The following is a 14,388-nucleotide window of genomic DNA, read 5'->3' as shown; positions in this document are numbered from 1 at the left end:
GGCATGATTCCGGAAACAAAAGACGTGTCTGCCCAAATGCCGCGATTCGTGGTAAAATAAAAGATAAACTGAAATTGCAGAAAAGCCGGCGCGCCGTCGTCCGTGAAAGACACTGGGCGCGCCGGCCTTGATGTATAGAAATGCACACTTTGATGCATGCAGAAAGGGAAGGCACAAATGAATCAGAATGTTGATTTTCAGAAGCTGCGTGAAGATGCAGTCCATATTTTCCATAACGGTTTTGCCTGTTCAGAATCGGTTATTTATGCGATTCAACAGGATCTGGATCCGGAAATCCCGGACGAGCTGATTGCGGCAAGCAGCGGCTTCCCCTGGGGCATGGGCGGAGCCGGATGCTCCTGCGGCGCTCTGGCAGGAGGAGTGATGCTGATTGGCCACTATTTCGGAAGAAAAGAGCCGAAGGGAAGCGAGTACGCAAACTGCCAGAAACTGACCAGAGAGTATCACGACGCATTCGCAAGCTGTGCCGGGCATGCCTGCTGCGGGGCGATCATTTCTGGCATGGAGAAAAATTCCGATGAAAGAAAGAACAAGTGCACGGGAATTGTTGAGTATTCTGTAACCAAAACGGCGCAGATTATTTTAAGAGAAAAAGGTCTTCTGACAGAAGAAAAGAATCAGGAACTTCAGAGCTGGCTGGATGAGAAGGTCGCTGCATGCAGAAAGCAGGAGCAGGCATGAAGCGTATCGTAACGGGTATTCTTGCACACGTTGATGCCGGGAAAACGACACTGTCTGAAGCTATGCTATATAAGACCGGGGAAATCACCCGTCTGGGACGTGTCGACCACGGGACATCCTTCCTGGACACCGGAAAACTGGAACGGAGCCGGGGGATCACGATTTTTTCTAAACAGGCGCAGCTGAGCTGGCAGGACATGCAGATGACGATTCTGGATACTCCTGGCCATGTGGATTTTGTCTCGGAAACGGAGAGAACCCTGTCTGTCCTGGATTACGCGATTCTTCTGATCAGCGCGGGATCCGGTATCCAGAGCCACACAGAAACCCTCTGGAAACTGCTGAAGAGAAGCCAGATTCCTACATTTATATTCATGAATAAGATGGACCTGTCCATCCACAAAAAATCCGAATGGATCGATATCCTGCAGGAGAAATTCGGCAGCGGATTCACCGATTTTTCCGTAACCGGAGGAGAGCGCTTCACCGACAGCCTGACCATGGGATCAGAAGCTCTGATGGAGAGGGTCCTGGAAGACCAGAAAATTACCGACCAGGATATCGCCCGGGCAGTAAAGAGACGGGAAGTTTTCCCGGTATTTTTCGGCTCGGCTCTGAAGATGGAAGGCGTTTCCGAGTTTCTTAAAGGCCTTGCCAGGTTTACTTTGCCGGAAAAGAAAGAGGAGCAGTTCGGCGCCAGGGTCTATAAAATCGCCAGAGATGAGGATGACCGCCGCCTGACCTTTATGAAAATCACGGGAGGAAGCCTGCGGGTAAAGGACAAGATCAGCGGAAAAACGGATGACGGAGAGCCATGGGAAGAGAAGGTCAACCAGATCCGTCTGTATTCCGGCCAGCAGTATAACGCCGTGCAAGAGGCCGGCCAGGGCATGATCGTTGCGGCGGAAGGGCTGTCTCAGTCTGAGGCCGGCGATGGCTACGGATTCGAGAAGAACACGCATCCGGAGATTCTGGAGCCCTTCCTGACCTACACGGTGATTTCTGAAGACGGAACGGATTACCATACCCTGCTTCAGGAAGTCAGAGAGCTCGCGGAGGAGGATCCGAAGCTCCATGTCAGCTGGAAGGCTGCGGCGCAGGAGATCCACATCCAGATGATGGGGCAGGTGCAGCTTGAAGTCCTGGCCCAGACCATGCTGGACCGTTTTGGAAGGAAAGTGTCTTTCGGCTCCGGGAAGATTCTGTATAAAGAGACGATTGCGGCTCCGGTGGAAGGGGTCGGGCATTTCGAGCCGCTGCGGCATTACGCGGAGGTGCATCTTCTGATCGAACCCCAGGAGCGGGGGAGCGGGATTTCCTATCAGTCGGTGGCGCCGGTGGATCAGCTGAACCGGAACTGGCAGAGTCAGATTATGACGGCGCTCCAGAAGTATTCCCACGTCGGTGTTCTGACCGGATCCCTTCTGACGGATGTGAAAATCACCCTGGTCAGCGGAAAGGCCAGCAAGAAGCACACGGAAGGCGGGGATTTCCGTCAGGCTGCTCTGAGAGCTGTGAGAAACGGACTGATGAAGGCAGAGAATATCCTGCTGGAACCGTGGTTCTCCTATACGATCGAGCTTCCGACAGAAAACGTCGGCCGGGCCATGACAGATATGCAGAAAATCAATGGCAGTTTCCAGCCGCCGGAAACGGGAGAGGACCATTCCGTGCTGAGGGGCCGGGGGCCGGCATCCGGCCTGATGACTTATCAGGAGGAACTGACCCGTTATAGCAGGGGAAATGGAAGAATTTACCTTCAGCTCGATGGCTACGATGTCTGCCACAATACCGGGGAAGTGCTGGATGAAATCGGCTACGATCCTCTGCGTGACGTGGACAATCCGGCGGATTCCGTCTTCTGCATGCACGGAGAGAGCAGCATCATTTCCTGGGATCAGGTGGAAGATTACATGCACCTTCCGAGCATTCTGGAGCAGGATGCCGGCGCGGATGACGATGACCTGACCGCCGCGAGGGTGCATGAGTATGAACACCGGATCGCAGATGATAAGGAGCTCATGGCGATTTTCGAGAAGACTTACGGACAGATCGGAGGCGATAAGACTTCTGGCAGCAATGTGCGCATGAACGCGGCAGGCTCCGGCATTTCCGGCGTCCGGATGATCAATGCAGACGGAACGGTGGACTACGGTTATTCGACAAAAACCACCCGCCAGGAGACAGCGCCGGAAAGTGCGGCCGCAAGAGATCTTTCCACGGAACAGAAGGCCCGGCAGAAGCATTCCCACATGGCCGCCAGAAAAAAAGAAATGGAAAAGCGTGCCCAGGAATACCTGATCGTGGACGGCTACAATGTCCTCCACAACTGGGATAATCTGGAAGGACTCTGCAAGATGGACTACGGCGCTGCCCGCCAGCAGCTCCTGGAAACCCTCTGCAATTATCAGGGCTTCATGCGCTGTAAGATCGCGGTGATTTTCGATGCCTATAAGGTAAAAGGAGGAGGTTCCGCCAGTAGCGGAAAGTTCCATGATATCGAAGTCATCTACACGAATGAGGACCAGACCGCCGACTCCTATATCGAGAGGATGACTAAGGAGCTGTCTGGAAAATATCAGGTCCGGGTCGTGACCAGCGACAGCCAGGTGCAGCAGATTTCTTTAGGTCACGGCGCGCTCAGGACATCCTCCCGGGAATTTGAGGCAGAAGTGCGCTCCGTAGAAGATGCCATCCGGCGCGTGATCAGCAGGGAATCGAGTTGAAGTGACTGCTGAAGTCATGCTATAATAAAATATAAATGGGTACTTGAGGATCAGAGAACAGGGAATACTTATTTATTTGAAATACAATCATATATAAAGGAGCAGAACTGTATGGAACCAAAATATAACCGAGTGCTTCTGAAGATCAGCGGTGAGGCCCTTTCCGGCGGAAGCGGAAGCGGCATCAATGAAGAGACGACGGCACTGGTCGCCAGAGAGATCAAGCAGCTGCATGATCTGGGTGTAGAGGTTGCGATTGTCGTCGGAGGCGGAAATTTCTGGAGAGGCAGAACGAGCCAGAGCATGAAGCGTGAGACAGCGGACTATATCGGAATGCTGGCTACCGTTATGAATTCCCTTGCCCTGCAGGACGCGCTGCTTGCAGAGGGCGTCAAGGCCAGAGTCCAGACTTCCATTACGATGAATGAAGTCGCAGAACCGTATATCTGGAGAAGAGCGCTGAAAGAACTGAGCGACAAGGATGTCGTGATTTTCGGAGCGGGCATCGGAGAGCCGCATTTTTCCACGGATACAGCGGCTGCCCTGCGTGCGGTAAACATAGATGCGGATATCATTCTGCTTGCAAAGAATATCGACGCGGTATACTCTGCAGATCCGAAGACGGACCCGAATGCAGTGAAGTATGACCACCTGACCATGAAGGAAGTTGTCGAGCAGGAGCTGAAGGTCATGGACCTGACCGCGGCAACCATCTGCATGGAGAACAATATGAAGATTCAGGTGTTCGGACTGGCTGAGGAGAACAGCATGGTCAGAGCCGTCTGCGGAGAGCAGATCGGAACCCTGATTGAATAGACAGGATTTTCAATACGTCTGATGAAAGAACGTATAGAATAGATAAGCAGCAAGTGTCCGTGCATGTAAACGGACATGGGATACAGAATTTGCCGTTGAAAAAGAGAGTGTTTTCTTGCTGAGTATTTTTTGTCAGAAGAAAAGAGGCAGGAAAGCTCTGCCGGCGGCAGCCGGATTATCACAGGAGGACTGAAAATGGCTAAGAATAAGTCTTTAGATGAGAAGATCGAAAGAACCAAGATCGACCTGAAGGAGGCGCTGAACACGGTGCGAGCAGGACGCGCAAACGCGGCGCTGCTGGATCGTGTAACGGTTAATTATTACGGATCGCCGACACCGCTGAAGAGCCTGGCGAATATTTCCACACCGGATCCGAGAACGCTGATGATCACACCGTTTGATCCGAAGTCCGTGGGAGACATTGAGAAAGCAATCGAGGTTGCCAACCTGGGCATCACGCCGACCAATGATGGAAAGGTCATCCGCCTTGTCATTCCGCCGCTGACAGAGGAGCGCCGTAAGGAATTGAAGAAGACCACCAAGAAGATGGGTGAGGAAGCCAAGGTTGCAGTCAGAAACCTCAGAAGAAAGGTTAATGACGACATCAAGAAGCGCGAGAAGGACGGAGAAATTTCTGAGGACGACCGCAATGAAGAGCTGGAAGAAACACAGAAGACCATTGATAAGGCGATCAAGGACATCGATCAGATTATCGCGCAGAAAGATAAGGAGATTATGGAAGTATAATTCCGAAAACTTTATAGGGCGGCTGCTGTTGGATGCAGCCGTCTTTTTCACGTTATGGAAGATGCCGCATTATACACGCGCTGTGTGCACGGATGCGGAAAAATCAGACGAAAGGAACAGAATCGATTATGCTGGATAAAGACAGAATGCCTCGTCACGTTGCGATCATTATGGATGGAAACGGCAGATGGGCGAAGAAGCACGGCCTTCCGCGCCTCGCCGGACACAATGCGGGCATGGAATCCATGAAGGAAATCGTGCGCTGCGCTTCCAATCTGGGCATTCAGTACCTGACGGTCTACGCCTTTTCCACGGAAAACTGGAAACGCTCGCAGGAGGAGGTCGGCGGGATTTTCAGACTGCTGACCAAGTTCGTGGACCTGGATCTGGATGAACTGAATGAAGAAAATGTAAGGGTAAAATGCTTCGGCGATTATTCCATCATCCCTCCGAAAGCGAAGAAGAGTATGGATGAAACCCTGAAAGAAACCGCGGACAACACAGGAATGCAGTTCAACATTGCGTTAAATTACGGCGGACGCGCGGATATTCTGCGCGGTGTGAACAAGATCGCTGACAAGGTTCGCAGCGGGGAGATCAGCGGGGAAATCACGGAAGACATGATCAGCCGGTCTCTCTGGTCCGGAGATGAGAATGGAAATGTCCCGGATCCGGATGTGATCATCCGCACCAGCGGAGAAGAGAGGCTTTCCAACTTCCTGCTCTGGCAGTGCGCCTACAGCGAGTTTGTATTCACCGATGTGCTCTGGCCGGACTTCACTCCGGAAGTGTTTGAGCAGCTTCTGGAAGAATATCAGGGAAGAGACAGAAGGTTCGGCGGAAGAAAGTAATTAAGGAAACCGGGAGTCATGAAATATCCCGGTATCCGGAGCTACAGGCCCGGGACTTCCGCCTGCAGTTGTTTTAGAAAGTGTGAAAAAATGAAAACAAGAATTATTTCCGGCGCGTGCATGGTGCCGCTTCTGCTTTTCGTCTGGCTGGGCGGCTACTGGCTGACGGCGCTGGCCATCTTAATCGGTGCCATGGGCGTCCACGAATTTTACCGCGGATTCCGCGAGATCGGCGTCCATGCAAACGAACCGATGGCCTACATCTTTATGTTCATCCTCTACCTGTTAAACGGCTTCTGGCCGGATGATTACAAGCTGATCGCCGCCTGGCTGGTCGCTGTCATCATGGCAGGCTCCGTCTATATGTTTAACGTGCAGAAGAGAACCCCGGACGATGCAATGGTTACCATCATCGGAATCATCTACATTATCTTCTTCTCCTTCCACGTCACCATGATCGACGAGACCGGCGCATTCAGCATCTTCAAGTGGCTGATCCTGCTGACGGCCTTCGGAACGGACATCTGCGCCTACTTCACGGGTGTGTTCCTGGGAAAACACAAGATGGCGCCGCATCTGAGCCCGAAGAAGACCTGGGAAGGCGCAATCGGCGGCATCATCGGCTGCACGCTGGTCTGCTGGGCTTTCGGCATGATTTTCTGCAGAGAGTTCGTCGGAACCTGTGTCATCATGGGACTGATCGGCGCACCGATTTCCATGTTCGGCGACCTGACCGCATCCGCATATAAGAGGAAAATGGGCATTAAGGACTACGGAAACCTCATTCCTGGCCACGGCGGCATCATGGACCGTTTTGACAGCATCCTGTTCACGGCTCCGTTCATTTACTACTACACCGCCATCATCCTGATGCATTTCCATATCATTTTCTAGAGAGGACAAAAATCACATGGCAAGGAAGAAAATTACAATTCTCGGCAGTACCGGCTCGATCGGAACCCAGACACTGGATGTGATCAGCCGGCATCCGGAAGCCTTTCAGGTGACTGCGCTGACCTGCGGAAAAAATGTGGATCTGTTAAGAAAGCAGATCAGAACGTTCCGCCCGGAGATGGTCTGCACCGCAGAAGAGGAAGATGCAGCCGCATTAAAGAAAGAATTTCCGCGCCTTGAAGTGGTTTCCGGAAAAGGCGGCCTGATCGAGGCGGCAGAAAAGGAAAGCGACCTTCTGATCAACTCCCTGATGGGCATGCGCGGCATGGTGCCGACTTATCACGCGATTCAGAGCGGAAAGGACATTGCGCTGGCGAATAAGGAGACACTGGTCACCGGCGGACACCTGATTATGGATGCCGTGAAGAAAAACAAGGTGAACATGCTTCCTGTAGACAGCGAGCACTCTGCGATTTTCCAGTGCCTGCAGGGAAATAAGGGAAAGAAGATCAGAAGAATCCTTCTGACCGCATCCGGCGGTCCCTTCCGGGGCTGGAATTACAGCCAGCTGAAAACGGTGACCCCGGAGATGGCCCTGAAACATCCGAACTGGAAGATGGGAAGAAAAATCACCATCGATTCTGCGACGATGATGAATAAAGGACTGGAAATGATTGAAGCCAAATGGCTCTTCCATGTAGACATCGATGATATTCAGGTTCTGGTTCATCCCCAGAGCATCGTGCATTCCGCCGTGGAGTTTGATGATACGACGGTCATCGCGCAGATGGGAAAGGCGGATATGAGAATTCCGATCAGCGTGGCTCTGGGATACCCGGAAAGACTGCACTGGGACGGAGAGGGACTGGACTTCTTCCATTCTCCTGCGAACCAGCTGACCTTTGAAGAGCCGGATACGACAGCCTTCCGCTGCCTTCCGCTGGCGGTTTCCGCGTCAAAAGAGGGCGGAAGCTGCCCGGCAGTCATGAATGCGGCAAACGAAGTTCTGGTACAGGCCTTCCTGGACCACAAGATCGGCTTTACCGATATTCCGGAAAGCATCGAAAAAATCATGCAGCAGCATCACAAAGTAGAAAATCCGGATCTCACGCAGATTCTGGAAATCGATGAACAGACGCGTGAGAAGACCTACAGAGATTTCGTCGAAAAGTAAAGGATAGATTATGCAGACACTGATTCTTGCAGTCCTCTTGTTTGCGGTAATGATTTTTCCGCATGAGCTCGGACATTTTCTTGCTGCGCGGGCGGTGGGCGTTCAGGTTAATGAATTTTCCTTTGGCATGGGACCTGCGCTCTGGAAAAAAGAAAAAAACGGAACCCTGTACGCTGTAAGGCTTCTTCCGATCGGCGGCTACTGCGCCATGGAAGGAGAAAATGAAGACAGCGGTCATGAAGGTTCATTCAGCAGTAAGACAGCAGGCCAGAAGTTCCTGGTCCTTGTGGCGGGTGCATGCATGAACCTTCTCATCTGCATCATGCTGTTTATGCTGGTGTTCTGCGTCAACGGCATGACCACGACGACCGTTTCAAAAACTGAGGCGGGAAAACCTGCCTATACGGCAGGCATTCAGGCCGGAGACAAGATCACGGAAATCAACCAGAAAAAGGTCAGTTCCTGGGAGAATATAGGAATAATTGTGCAGGCACAGAAGGGGAAAACCGTTTCTGTAACGGTCGACCGCTCAGGAAAGCAGAAAAGTTTTTCGATTACTCCGGTGAAGAGCCAGGGAAGATATCTGATCGGCATTGAGCCGGTGCTGTCCCATAATCCGGGCAGAGCTTTCGTCCGCAGCATCCGGGCCACAGGATATGCAGGCGCCTTTATGTACAAGACGCTCGGCCAGCTGATCACAGGAAAGGCCGGCATGAAGGACGTCAGCGGCCCTGTTGGAATCGTGACGGCGGTGCATAAGACGGTCAGCTACGGATTCACCTATTTCCTGACATTTACGGCCTTTATCAGCCTGAACCTGGCAATAGTAAATCTTCTTCCGCTTCCGGCGCTGGACGGAGGAAGAATTCTCTTCCTTCTGATCCGGAAGATCGGAGGAAAGCATATCACAGATTCTATGGAAGGAAGCGTTCATCTGATCGGCTTTGCCCTCCTGATGGCGCTGACCATTGTGGTTACCTGGCATGACATCACCCGTCTTTTCTGATGGACAGAAAGCGGGTTCTGTGATAAGGTAGTCAGACACAGAAAAGAGGAAAACGATGAGCAGCAGAAAACAGGTTATGGTGCGCAATGTTCCCGTCGGAGGCGGCGCGCCGGTTGTTATACAGTCGATGTGCAATGTGGATTCCCGGAATGAAGAGGGAATTCTGAAACAGATCGGAGAGCTTCAGGAGGCGGGCTGTCAGATAGTCCGCCTGGCCGTTCCGAATCAGGAGGCGCTGCAGGTCTTCTCCCGCATCCGGCAGAAGACCGACATGCCTCTGGTTGCAGACATCCATTTTGACTGGAGAATGGCCGTCGGCGCGATCGAGGCCGGAGCAGACAAGATCCGCATCAACCCGGGAAACATCGGCTCCCGTGAAAACGTGCAGCGGGTTGTCGATGCCGCGAAGGAGCATCAGGTGCCGATCCGTGTCGGCGTGAACTCCGGATCGGTAGAAAAAGACCTGCTGCAGAAATACGGCCACGTGACGGCAGAAGCCCTGGCAGAAAGTGCCGTAAAGAACGTCCGTATGATCGAGGACATGGGATACGATGACCTGGTCGTCTCCATCAAGTCCAGCGATGTGCAGATGAATTTTGATGCCCATAAGATTGCGGCGCAGAAGATCGACCATCCTTTCCATATCGGCATCACAGAGGCAGGAACGGTCAAAATGGGAAAGATCAAGAGTGCAGCCGGGATCGGCGCGCTGCTGCTGTCCGGTATTGGAGACACCCTCCGTGTTTCCCTGACTGCTGATCCGGTGGAAGAGGTTCTTTTTGCCAGAAATCTGCTGGAAAGCATCGGCCTGAGAAAGCCGAAGTTCGAACTGGTGAGCTGTCCGACCTGCGGAAGGACCAGAATTCCGCTTCAGCAGCTTGCAGAGTCGGTAGAAAAACGCCTGACGGAGGAAAAGGATCTTCCGGAAGGTCTGAAAATCGCGGTCATGGGCTGCGTGGTCAACGGACCGGGGGAGGCGGCAGAAGCGGACTACGGCATCTGCGGAGGCGATGGAAAAGGCATTATCTTCGCTAAAGGAAAAGTACTGAAAACCGTTGAAGAAGACCAGCTTGAGGACGGTCTGATCGCGGCAATTCGTGAAGGAGCGGGAAAGATTGAATAAACTGATTCAGGATTTTGTCAGCTGGAACAGATTACCGGAAAATAAGAAAGAACAGATGGAGTGCGTCATTGAAGACGCGCAGATCAGAAAGGAAACAGGCGTACTGTCTATGGACATGCGCCTGAATTTTATCGTGCCTGCAGAAGATGACCGGAAGCTGAAAGAAGCAGTGATCCGCCAGCTTCAGGGACTTGCCGGGGTGGAGCTGCATTATCACTATGACCGGGACCAGATGGTGCTTTCTGAAGAGGAGATTCTGGAGCTGTATCTTCCGCGTCTGATCAGAGAATCTGGTTCCATCGGAAAGGTCGCCTTTGACCCGTCCAGAGTAAAGATAGAGGGACGTACGGCTGTCCTCGGATCTTTTGGCCGGATGGCAACAGAGAAAATGAATGACGAGCTGGCAGCAGAGCTGTCCCAGAAAGTCAGAGAAACTTTCGGCTTCACCTGCACTGTCCGCTTTGAAAATGATGAAGAGCGCTATAAAGAGGTGGGAGAGAAGAGAAAACGCGAACTTTCCCAGGATGAAATTCTCTCTTCTCCGGGATCTGACCCATATTATGACGCGGCGGCAGACACAGGGTTTGACGCCTATGACCAGGGTATGAGAGATGCCCAGGGTGCTGACGCGGACCAGCTTCTTGCGGCTTACGGAGGAGGTATGCCGGCTTCTGACGGAGCAGGGGAAATTCCGCCTTGGGAAGATGCGCCGCAGGCGCAGCCGGCTGCAGCTTCTTCTGCAGCGGCCCCGTCCGGCCTGACCAGATCCAGAAAAGAGGGATCCGGAACCGGACACGCCAGAAAGGCCCGTCCTGCAGCGGGACATTCTTCTGGCGGCATGAAGAGAGGCACAGAAGTTGTGCTGGGCCGCGGAATTCACGGAGAATCCACCCCACTCATGCAGCTGACTCCGGAGAGCGGAAAAGTCGTCATCGAGGGAATCGTTTTCCATAAAGAGAACCGGCCGATCAAAAATAACAAGCAGATCGTCACCCTGCTGATTACCGATAAAAAGTCGTCCACTTGCGTGAAGGCTTTTGTCAAAAACGAAAAATGGAATGACATCGATAAGCGGATCAATGAAGGCGACTATATCATCTGTCAGGGAGAAACGGAGTGGAGTAAGTACGACAACGCGCTGAATGTCATCGTCCGTAATATCTCCAAGGGGGAAGGCATCCCGGAAAGAAAGGATACCTGGGAAAAGGGCCGCCGCGTGGAGCTGCACTGCCATACCAAGATGAGCGCCATGGACGCCCTGAACGATCCGGAACGCATCGTGCAGCTGGCTTCCGACTGGGGCCAGCCGGCTGTGGCCATCACCGACCACGGCGTTGTCCAGTCCTTCCCGGACGCGGCGGCCATTGCCGGAAAACTGGCAAAAAAAGGAAAGCCGATCAAGGTCATTTACGGCATGGAGGGCTATCTCTATGACGATGAAGGCTGCATCGACGCAGAGGGAAACATCGACTACAAGAAGAAAAAGGGAACGAACCATATCATTCTTCTCTGCCGCACCCAGCACGGCCTGAGAAACCTCTATAAACTCGTTTCGATTTCTCACGTTAAATACTTTTATAAGAAGCCGAGAATCCCGAGAACCGTTCTGGATAAATACAGAGACGGGCTGATTGTCGGTTCCGCCTGCGAAGCGGGAGAAGTCTACCGTGCCCTGGAGCAGGGAAAGTCCGATGAGGAAGTCGCGGAAATCGCGAAATACTATGATTATCTGGAGATCCAGCCGCTGATCAATAACCGTTTCATGCTGGACTCGGACAAGTTCCCGGAGGTCAACAGCTGGGATGACCTGAAAGCCTATAACAAGCGGATTGTCCACATCGCAGACATGCTGGACAAGCCAGTCTGCGCTACCACCGACGCCCACTACGATGAGCCGGATTCCGCCATCTACAGAAACATCCTGCTTTACGGCATGGGATTCAAGGACGCGGAAAACGGCCAAGGCCTTTATTTACGAACCACGGACGAGATGATTAAAGAATTCTCCTACCTTGGAGAAGACATGGCCCAGAAGGTTGTCGTCGATAACACCAATAAGATTGCGGACTGGGTGGAAGAGGGCATCAAGCCGGTTCCGGATGAAAAATGCCCGCCGAAGATCGACGGCGCGGAGGAAGAACTGTATAATAAGTGCTTCGAGAGAGCCCACCGGATTTACGGCGACCCGCTTCCGGAAAAAATCCAGAAGCGCCTGGACACGGAGCTGAACGCCATCATCAGCAACGGCTACGCAGTCATGTACGTTTCCGCGGAGCGTCTGGTAAACAAGTCCCTGCAGGACGGTTACCTGGTCGGATCCAGAGGATCCGTCGGTTCGTCTTTTGCGGCTACCATGGCGGGAATCACCGAGGTCAATCCCCTTGACCCGCATTATATTTGTCCCAAGTGCAAGCACCTTGAGTGGGGCGATATGTCCAAGTACGATAACGGACTGGACATGCCGCCGAAGAAGTGTCCGGAATGCGGCGCGGAGATGAAGCGCGACGGCTTCACCATTCCGTTCGCGACCTTCCTGGGATTCAAGGGAAACAAAGAGCCGGATATCGACCTGAATTTCGCGGGTGAATATCAGGCGCGGGCGCATAAGTACGTCGGCGTGATTTTTGGAGAGAAGAATGTATTCAAGGCGGGCACGGTAGGCACCATCGCCGAGAAAACCGCTTACGGCTACGTGAGAAGGTTTTTCGAAGAGACCGGGCGTCCGGTCAATAAGTTCGAGATCGACCGTCTGACGGAAGGCTGCACGGGTGTAAAGCGCACTACGGGCCAGCATCCGGGCGGAATCATCATCGTGCCGAGAGACCACGACATTTTCGAGTTCTGCCCGATCCAGCATCCGGCAAACGACACCAAGACCGACATCATCACGACGCATTTCGATTACCATAAAATCGATAAGAACCTGCTGAAGCTGGACATTCTGGGACACACCGTCCCGTCCATGATCCGCCAGCTGCAGGACATGACCGGTGTGGACCCGCTGCACGTCGATCTGACCGACCAGAAGGTGCTGAGCATTTTCAACGGAACCGAGGCCCTGGACATCAAGGACCCGGACTACCGCTTCCGTCACGGCACCTTCGCGATTCCGGAGTTCGGCACGGGATTCACCCGGCAGATGCTGGACGATGTAAAGCCGAAGCGTTTCGAGGATCTGGTCAGAATGTCCGGCTTCTCCCACGGAACCGATGTATGGCTGAACAACGCCCAGGAATACATCCGGGACGGCACCGCCACCATGCGTGAAGTCATTTCCACCCGAGACGACATCATGAACTTCTGCATCGCCCACGGCATTGAAAACGAGACCTCCTTCCGCATCATGGAGGAGACCCGTAAGAAGAACCTGATTCTGACCGAGGAGCATAAGCAGGTCATGCGCGACCACGGCATTCCGCAGTGGTACATCGATTCCTGCTCCAAGATTAAGTATATGTTCCCGCGGGCCCACGCGGTGGCTTACGTCATGATGTCCTTCCGTATGGCCTGGTATAAGGTGTATTATCCGGTTCCTTTCTACGCGACTTATTTCACCAGCGTGCTGGCCGACTTTGATGCCGAAACCGCGCTGAAGGGAAAGGAAGCCGTCTTAAGAAAGATGGACGAGATCAATATGAAGGGAAACAATGCCACCGCCAAGGAGAAGGACAGCGAGACCGTTCTGGAGGTCATCTACGAGATGTTCGCCAGAGGCTATGAGTTTCTCCCGGCGGAGCTGGGTTCCTCCTATGCGGAGCGCTTCTGGGAAAAAGACGGCAAGGTTCTGCTCCCGTTTGCGGCCTATGAGGGCGTCGGCGCGGCGGCGGCCAATCAGCTGGTGGATGCCTATAAGGAGAAGCCGTTTGATACGGTCGAGGACTGCCAGACCAGGGCGCATCTGGGAAAGAGTGTCATAGAAACCCTGCGGAGTCATGGGATTTTCGAGGGGCTGCCGGAGACCGACCAGATCTGCTGGGCAATTTAATGACTGACTGACGCCGGTGAATCTTTCGATTATTCACCGGCTCATTTCAGGACAAAATGAAACTGGCAGAGAAGCACGCGCCGGGCGTGATTTTCCATAAATATACATTACCTGTTTTTGAATATTTATGCACATTTTTCTCCTTGCCGGGTGAGGGCTTTGCCCTTGTAAAAAAAGCACTTGTCATGTATACCGGATGATTTGTAAAAAGTACTTTAAAAAGACGGGTGATGGGTATAAGATAGATATGTCGCAGGAACACAAGATATTGTGGAGATGCGGGAATAAAATGAACTAGATCTTGTGTAGTGTATGAAACACTGCACAAGATTACGATAATGCAGAGTTACGGGACCGCAGGCAG

General features: G+C 52.8%; 10 protein-coding genes. All 10 read left to right on the top strand.

Going from position 1 to position 14,388, the window contains the following annotated elements:
* Positions 1-177 precede the first annotated feature (177 nt).
* The 10 genes from ACI77B_RS10225 (at position 178) to ACI77B_RS10180 (ending at position 14,024) form a co-directional block, all read left to right on the top strand.
* Positions 178-702: a C-GCAxxG-C-C family (seleno)protein gene (locus tag ACI77B_RS10225; protein ID WP_409336712.1), complete on the top strand. Its 525-nt coding sequence runs from the start codon at positions 178-180 to the stop codon at positions 700-702.
* A complete protein-coding gene (locus ACI77B_RS10220) occupies positions 678-3,428 on the top strand; it encodes an NYN domain-containing protein (protein WP_409336711.1) in 2,751 nt (916 codons plus the stop codon). The genes ACI77B_RS10225 and ACI77B_RS10220 overlap by 25 nt, the downstream gene beginning before the upstream one ends.
* A 111-nt stretch (positions 3,429-3,539) precedes the next feature.
* On the top strand, positions 3,540-4,244 hold the full coding sequence (pyrH, locus tag ACI77B_RS10215) for a UMP kinase (RefSeq protein ID WP_409336710.1): 705 nt from the start codon (positions 3,540-3,542) through the stop codon (positions 4,242-4,244).
* Between the two features lie 195 nt (positions 4,245-4,439).
* A complete protein-coding gene (frr, locus tag ACI77B_RS10210) occupies positions 4,440-4,991 on the top strand; it encodes a ribosome recycling factor (RefSeq protein WP_409336709.1) in 552 nt (183 codons plus the stop codon).
* Between the two features lie 92 nt (positions 4,992-5,083).
* Positions 5,084-5,842, top strand: coding sequence for an isoprenyl transferase (locus ACI77B_RS10205; protein WP_409336708.1), 759 nt, complete (start codon positions 5,084-5,086; stop codon positions 5,840-5,842).
* A 90-nt stretch (positions 5,843-5,932) separates the two neighbouring features.
* The gene (locus ACI77B_RS10200) at positions 5,933-6,736 is read left to right on the top strand and encodes a phosphatidate cytidylyltransferase (RefSeq protein WP_409336707.1); all 804 of its coding nucleotides are present in this window, start codon (positions 5,933-5,935) and stop codon (positions 6,734-6,736) included.
* Positions 6,737-6,752: 16 nt separating this feature from the next.
* Complete coding sequence (gene dxr / locus ACI77B_RS10195; RefSeq protein ID WP_409336706.1) at positions 6,753-7,910, top strand: 1-deoxy-D-xylulose-5-phosphate reductoisomerase; 1,158 nt, start codon at positions 6,753-6,755, stop codon at positions 7,908-7,910.
* 10 nt (positions 7,911-7,920) lie between these two features.
* Entirely contained in the window at positions 7,921-8,916 is a 996-nt protein-coding gene (gene rseP / locus ACI77B_RS10190; protein ID WP_409336705.1) for an RIP metalloprotease RseP, read from the top strand.
* Between the two features lie 55 nt (positions 8,917-8,971).
* Positions 8,972-10,039 (top strand): flavodoxin-dependent (E)-4-hydroxy-3-methylbut-2-enyl-diphosphate synthase, encoded by a 1,068-nt coding sequence (ispG, locus tag ACI77B_RS10185; protein ID WP_409336704.1) that lies wholly within the window; start codon positions 8,972-8,974, stop codon positions 10,037-10,039.
* Positions 10,032-14,024: a PolC-type DNA polymerase III gene (locus ACI77B_RS10180; protein ID WP_409336703.1), complete on the top strand. Its 3,993-nt coding sequence runs from the start codon at positions 10,032-10,034 to the stop codon at positions 14,022-14,024. The genes ispG and ACI77B_RS10180 overlap by 8 nt, the downstream gene beginning before the upstream one ends.
* Positions 14,025-14,388: the final 364 nt, after the last annotated feature.

Origin of the sequence: Eubacterium sp. F2 (genome assembly GCF_046244355.1) — a bacterium.
In the GTDB taxonomy this organism is placed as follows: Bacteria; Bacillota; Clostridia; order Peptostreptococcales; family Anaerovoracaceae; genus Aminicella.
The sequence above is the reverse complement of the archived record's forward strand: the minus strand, read 5'-3'. Positions and strand labels throughout refer to the sequence as shown.